Annotated in this window: 7 protein-coding genes; 3 read left to right on the top strand and 4 right to left on the bottom strand. The window is 68.8% G+C overall.

The window, feature by feature from the left end:
* On the top strand, positions 1-375 hold a 375-nt coding region (locus tag C0461_RS13590), incomplete at its 5' end, for a hypothetical protein (protein ID WP_292107751.1).
* Positions 376-492: 117 nt separating this feature from the next.
* Entirely contained in the window at positions 493-1,914 is a 1,422-nt protein-coding gene (gene lpdA, locus C0461_RS13585) for a dihydrolipoyl dehydrogenase (protein ID WP_292107749.1), read from the top strand.
* Between the two features lie 24 nt (positions 1,915-1,938).
* Here the strand turns inward: lpdA and C0461_RS13580 are convergent, their stop codons facing one another.
* The 3 genes from C0461_RS13580 to C0461_RS13570 are packed head-to-tail and all read right to left on the bottom strand — an operon-like array spanning position 1,939 to position 3,293.
* The gene (locus C0461_RS13580) at positions 1,939-2,163 is read right to left on the bottom strand and encodes a DUF465 domain-containing protein (protein ID WP_292107748.1); all 225 of its coding nucleotides are present in this window, start codon (positions 2,161-2,163) and stop codon (positions 1,939-1,941) included.
* 36 nt (positions 2,164-2,199) lie between these two features.
* Positions 2,200-2,682: a TIGR02444 family protein gene (locus C0461_RS13575; protein ID WP_292107747.1), complete on the bottom strand. Its 483-nt coding sequence runs from the start codon at positions 2,680-2,682 to the stop codon at positions 2,200-2,202.
* Positions 2,679-3,293 (bottom strand): UbiX family flavin prenyltransferase, encoded by a 615-nt coding sequence (locus C0461_RS13570; protein ID WP_292107745.1) that lies wholly within the window; start codon positions 3,291-3,293, stop codon positions 2,679-2,681. Before C0461_RS13570 ends, C0461_RS13575 begins: the two co-directional genes overlap by 4 nt.
* 116 nt (positions 3,294-3,409) lie before the next feature.
* On the opposite strand from C0461_RS13570, the gene C0461_RS13565 reads away from it, so the two are divergent.
* Positions 3,410-3,583 carry a DUF465 domain-containing protein gene (locus tag C0461_RS13565; protein ID WP_021698578.1) on the top strand — a complete coding sequence of 58 codons (174 nt, stop codon included), beginning with the start codon at positions 3,410-3,412 and terminating at the stop codon, positions 3,581-3,583.
* A 79-nt stretch (positions 3,584-3,662) separates the two neighbouring features.
* Here C0461_RS13565 and C0461_RS13560 read toward each other — a convergent pair whose 3' ends face one another.
* On the bottom strand, positions 3,663-4,343 hold the full coding sequence (locus C0461_RS13560; RefSeq protein ID WP_292107743.1) for a cell cycle transcriptional regulator TrcR: 681 nt from the start codon (positions 4,341-4,343) through the stop codon (positions 3,663-3,665).
* Positions 4,344-4,464: the final 121 nt, after the last annotated feature.

The raw sequence follows: 4,464 nt of genomic DNA, 5'->3' as shown, positions 1-4,464 counted from the left end.
CCCGAGGCGGCGGCGGCCCGGTCCGGCGCCGTGGTGGCGCTGGACTCCGGCGGCGACATGCCCACCGCGGCCCTGTGGATCGGGGCGGTGGTCCTGTATCTCGTCAGCGCCCTGCTGCTGGGGGCGGGCAATCCCCGCGCCGTCGTCGCCTATTTTCTGGGCTTTCTGGCCGACATCGTGCTGCGGCTCGCCATGAGCCCGGATCGGGGCGTCTCCGCCGACATCGCCGCCCGCTCGGCCGAGGCCGTCCCGGCGCCGGCGGGGCTTGATCCCCAGTGGATCGTCATCGCGGGCCTTTTGCTGGTGGGCCTGCTGGTCATGGCGGCCAGCCGCCGGGTGCGCCGCAGCCGCGCGCCGGGGCAGCTGACATCCTGACACCGGACACGGCGGCTTGCCCTCGCAGCCGCTGAGGCCATATCAGGGGTGGAGACGGCCGCCTGTCCCGGGTTATGAGCGGGCGCGCGCCTCCCCGCCGAAACTCAAGGACTCATCATGGCCGACGCCCCCCAATCCGCTCCGCAATATGACGTGGTCATTATCGGGGGCGGGCCCGGCGGCTACAACGCCGCCATCCGCGCGGGACAGCTGGGCCTCAAGGTCGCCTGCATCGAGATGCGCGACACCCTGGGCGGCACCTGCCTGAACGTGGGCTGCATGCCCTCCAAGGCCCTGCTGCACGCCTCGGAAATGTATGAGGCGGCCGGGACGGCGTTCGCCGGGCTGGGCATCAAGCTCGCCAACCGCGAACTCGACCTGGGTCAGATGATGAAGCAGAAGGACGACAGCGTCGGCCAGCTGACCAAGGGCATCGAATTCCTGTTCAAGAAGAACAAGGTGGACTGGCTCAAGGGCCGGGGCCGCATCGCCGGAAAGGGCCAGGTCGAGGTCGAGGCCGCCGACGGATCGAAGACCACCGTGGCCGCGAAGAACATCATCATCGCCACCGGCTCCGAGCCCACCCCCCTGCCGGGCGTGGAGTTCGTGGAGGGCAAGGTGATCGACTCCACCGGCGCCCTGTCGCTCTCGGCGGTGCCGAAGAAGCTGATCGTCATCGGCGCCGGCGTGATCGGGCTGGAGCTGGGCTCGGTCTGGCGCCGTCTCGGCGCCGAGGTCGAGGTTGTCGAGTATCTGGACAAGATCGGCGCGGGCATGGACGCCGAGGTGGCCACGGCCTTCCAGCGCGGCCTGACCAAACAGGGCATGACCTTCCGCATGGGCACGAAGGTCACCGGCGCCAAGGTGGCCAAGGACGGCGTCGAGCTGACCGTCGAGCCCGCCGCCGGCGGCAAGGCCGAGACCCTCAAGGGGGATGTGGTGCTGGTGGCCATCGGCCGCCGTCCCTACACGGCGGGTCTGGGACTGGAGACCGTCGGCATCGAGACCGACAAGCGCGGCTTCATCGCCAACGACCATTTCAAGGCCGGTCAGGACGGGATCTGGGTCATCGGCGACGTGACCCACGGCCCCATGCTGGCCCACAAGGCCGAGGAGGACGCCGTGGCCGCCGTCGAGCTGATCGCGGGCAAGGCGGGTCACGTGGACTACAATCTGGTCCCCAGCGTCATCTACACCGGCCCGGAAGTGGCCTGGGTCGGCAAGACCGAGGAGCAGCTCAAGGAGGCGGGTGTGGAATTCAAAAAGGGCAAATTCCCCTTCGCCGCCAACAGCCGCGCCAAGATCAACCACGAGACCGAGGGCTTCGTGAAGGTTCTGGCCGATCCGAAGACCGACCGCGTCCTGGGCGTGCACATCTATGGCCCGCAGGCGGGCGAGCTGATCGGCGCGGCCTGCATGACCATGGCCTTCGGCGGCGCCTCCGAGGACATCGCCCGCACCTCCTATGCCCACCCCACGCGCTCGGAGGCCCTCAAACAGGCGGCCATGGGCGTCGAGGGCTGGACCATGCAGGCCTGATCCGGGCCCGCATCCTGCCCTTCGTCAGGCGATGATGTCGGGCAGGATGCGGCTCTCGATCTTCACGATCTCGTCGCGCAGGGACAGCTTCTTGCGCTTCATGCGGGCGATGCGCAGCTGGTCGGGCACGGGCATGGCGCCCAGGGCCTCGATGGCGGCGTCCAGATCGGCGTGCTCCTGACGCAGGGCTTTCACCCGGTCGTGCAGCTCGCGTTCTTCGGTGTCGGAAAGGTCTTCGTCGTCGTTCATGGAGCCCCCGTCCGCGCCCTTATACCCAAGGCCGAGTCAGGCCGGAAGCCGCTTCGCCAGAGCCTCGGCCAGATGGCCAAGGGCGGGCCGCGGGATCTGGTCGCCCCACGCGCGCGCCACGCGGACCAGCAGGTCGACCGTCGCCGGCGCCTTGCCGCCCGGCTCAGGGGCCAGCCCTTCCAGCGCCAGCATCAGGCGGCGCTCGGCCTCCAGCTCGGCGGCCTTGACCTGGGCCCGCACCGCCTCGCGGTCGGCGTCGGCCATGTCGGGCCGGCGCGTCTTCAGGGCGCGGCGCAGTTCCCTCAGCGGGACCACCGCATGATCGGCCCAGACCCGGGTGGTGTCGATGGCGCCCTCAAGGGCGTCCTCGTCGGGCGCGCGGCCGGTCTCGGCCTGCCAGGCCGCCCACAGCAGCAGCGGCACCGCCTGTTGGTGAACATCCTGAAGATGCAGGCACTCCTCGGCCACGCCGGGCGCCCCGTAGGCCGCCACGGCCCAGTCCCAGAATCCGTCGCTCATTCCGACGCGTCCGCCGCCATGCCCTGCCAGCGGCGCACCGGGGCCCAGTCCAGACCGAACAGGTCCAGCATCCGGCCCACCGACTGGTCGATCATCGCCTCGATGGACGCGGGCTTCGCATAGAGGGCCGGCAGGGGCGGGGCGATCACCGCCCCCATTTCGGCCAGGGCCGTCATGGTGCGCAGATGGCCCAGATGCAGCGGCGTCTCGCGCACCATCAGCACCAGACGGCGGCGCTCCTTCAGGGTCACGTCGGCGGCGCGGGTCAGCAAGGTCGAGGTCACGCCGGTGGCGATCTCGCTCATGGTCCGCACCGAACAGGGCGCCACCACCATGCCCAGGGTGCGGAACGAGCCGGACGACACGGCAGCCCCCACATCGCCGATCTTGTGAACCACCGACGCCTTGTCGTTCAGCTCGGCGAGGGAAAGAGTCGTTTCCTGGGACAGGGTCATGGCCGCCGCGCGGCTGACCACCAGATGGCTTTCCACGCCCAGATCGTTCAGGGCGTCCAGTGTTCGAACGCCGTAAGCCACGCCGGACGCTCCGGAAATTCCGACGATCAGGCGCGCCCGGGCGCCGGATACGGCTCTGTTCACATCATCGGCCATATTGGGCGCCATGCTCCTCATGTCCGGCGGCGGCCGCCCGTCACCAGAATGTGACTCCACAGACGGCCGCTTCGGGCGTTGGATTATCTGGTCCCTTAAACATGGAGGCGCAAGCCATGGCCATCGACGCTCGCATTCGCGAACTGGGAAACCGTCACCGCAATCTGGATGAGACCATCCAGCAGGAAATGACCCACCCCAGCGCCGACTCGCTGCGCGTCAGGGAGCTGAAACAGCAGAAGCTCCGACTGAAGGAAGAGATTCGAACGCTCGAGGCGCGGCTGAACTAGCGGCGCCTCCGGACTGAAAACGAGAAAGGCCCCGCCGGTCGCCGGCGGGGCCTTTTGCATTTCGGCGGTGAGGCCCGGCTCAGTCCTCGTTGGAGCCGAACACCGACGCGGCGGTGGGCTCGGCGCCGCGGCGCTCGCGCGCCTCGGGGGTGAACTCGGGTTCTTCCTCGACCGGAGCCTCGGCCTCGCCTGCGGGGGCCAGCACGCCGCCGCCCTTTTTCGCGTCGTCCTTCGCCTTCTTCTCAGCGGCCTTCTTGACCAGTTCGTCCAGCTGCATCTGGCTGGTCAGGCCCAGGGTCACCGGATCCACCGGCTTGATGTTGGGGCTGTTCCAGTGGGTGCGGTTGCGCACGCTCTCGATGGTGGCCTTGGTGGTGCCCAGCAGCTTGGAGATCTGGGCGTCGGTCACCTCGGGGTGGTTGCGCACGAACCACGAGATGGCGTCCGGGCGGTCCTGACGGCGCGAGACCGGGGTGTATTTCGGGCCCTTCTTCGCCGGCTTGAACAGCTCGGCGTGGGCGCTGACCACCGCCTTCATGCGGTAGGCTTCGTCGTTCTGGGCCTTGTCCAGCTCCTCGCGGGTCAGCTGGCCGTTGACGATGGGGTCCGAACCGCGGATGTCGCGGGCCACGTCGCCGTCGGCGATGCCGCGCACTTCCAGCGGGTGCAGACCGCAGAAGTCGGCGATCTGGTCGAAGCTGAGCGAGGTGTTGTCCACCAGCCAGACCGCGGTGGCCTTGGGCATCAGGATGTCGGTCATGGGTTGAAACCCCTGGAAATGCGGCCCGGCGAAGCAGGCGTTGAAAACAGCGGCGCCCGACCTTTCGGCCGGGCGCGGATAGGTTTCCATACGCCCATTCCGTGCAAAAGGAAACGGGCGG

The organism is Brevundimonas sp. (genome assembly GCF_013823285.1).
Lineage (GTDB): Bacteria > Pseudomonadota > Alphaproteobacteria > Caulobacterales > Caulobacteraceae > Brevundimonas.
The sequence above is the reverse complement of the archived record's forward strand: the minus strand, read 5'-3'. Positions and strand labels throughout refer to the sequence as shown.

What these genes read in the sequence shown, in the direction of transcription:
- C0461_RS13565 (WP_021698578.1), top strand. Translation starts at nt 3,410, where the DNA reads ATGGCCATCGACGCTCGCATTCGCGAACTGGGAAACCGTCACCGCAAT.
- lpdA (WP_292107749.1), top strand. Translation starts at nt 493, where the DNA reads ATGGCCGACGCCCCCCAATCCGCTCCGCAATATGACGTGGTCATTATC.
- C0461_RS13560 (WP_292107743.1), bottom strand. Translation starts at nt 4,343, where the DNA reads ATGACCGACATCCTGATGCCCAAGGCCACCGCGGTCTGGCTGGTGGAC.
- C0461_RS13575 (WP_292107747.1), bottom strand. Translation starts at nt 2,682, where the DNA reads ATGAGCGACGGATTCTGGGACTGGGCCGTGGCGGCCTACGGGGCGCCC.
- C0461_RS13580 (WP_292107748.1), bottom strand. Translation starts at nt 2,163, where the DNA reads ATGAACGACGACGAAGACCTTTCCGACACCGAAGAACGCGAGCTGCAC.
- C0461_RS13570 (WP_292107745.1), bottom strand. Translation starts at nt 3,293, where the DNA reads ATGGCCGATGATGTGAACAGAGCCGTATCCGGCGCCCGGGCGCGCCTG.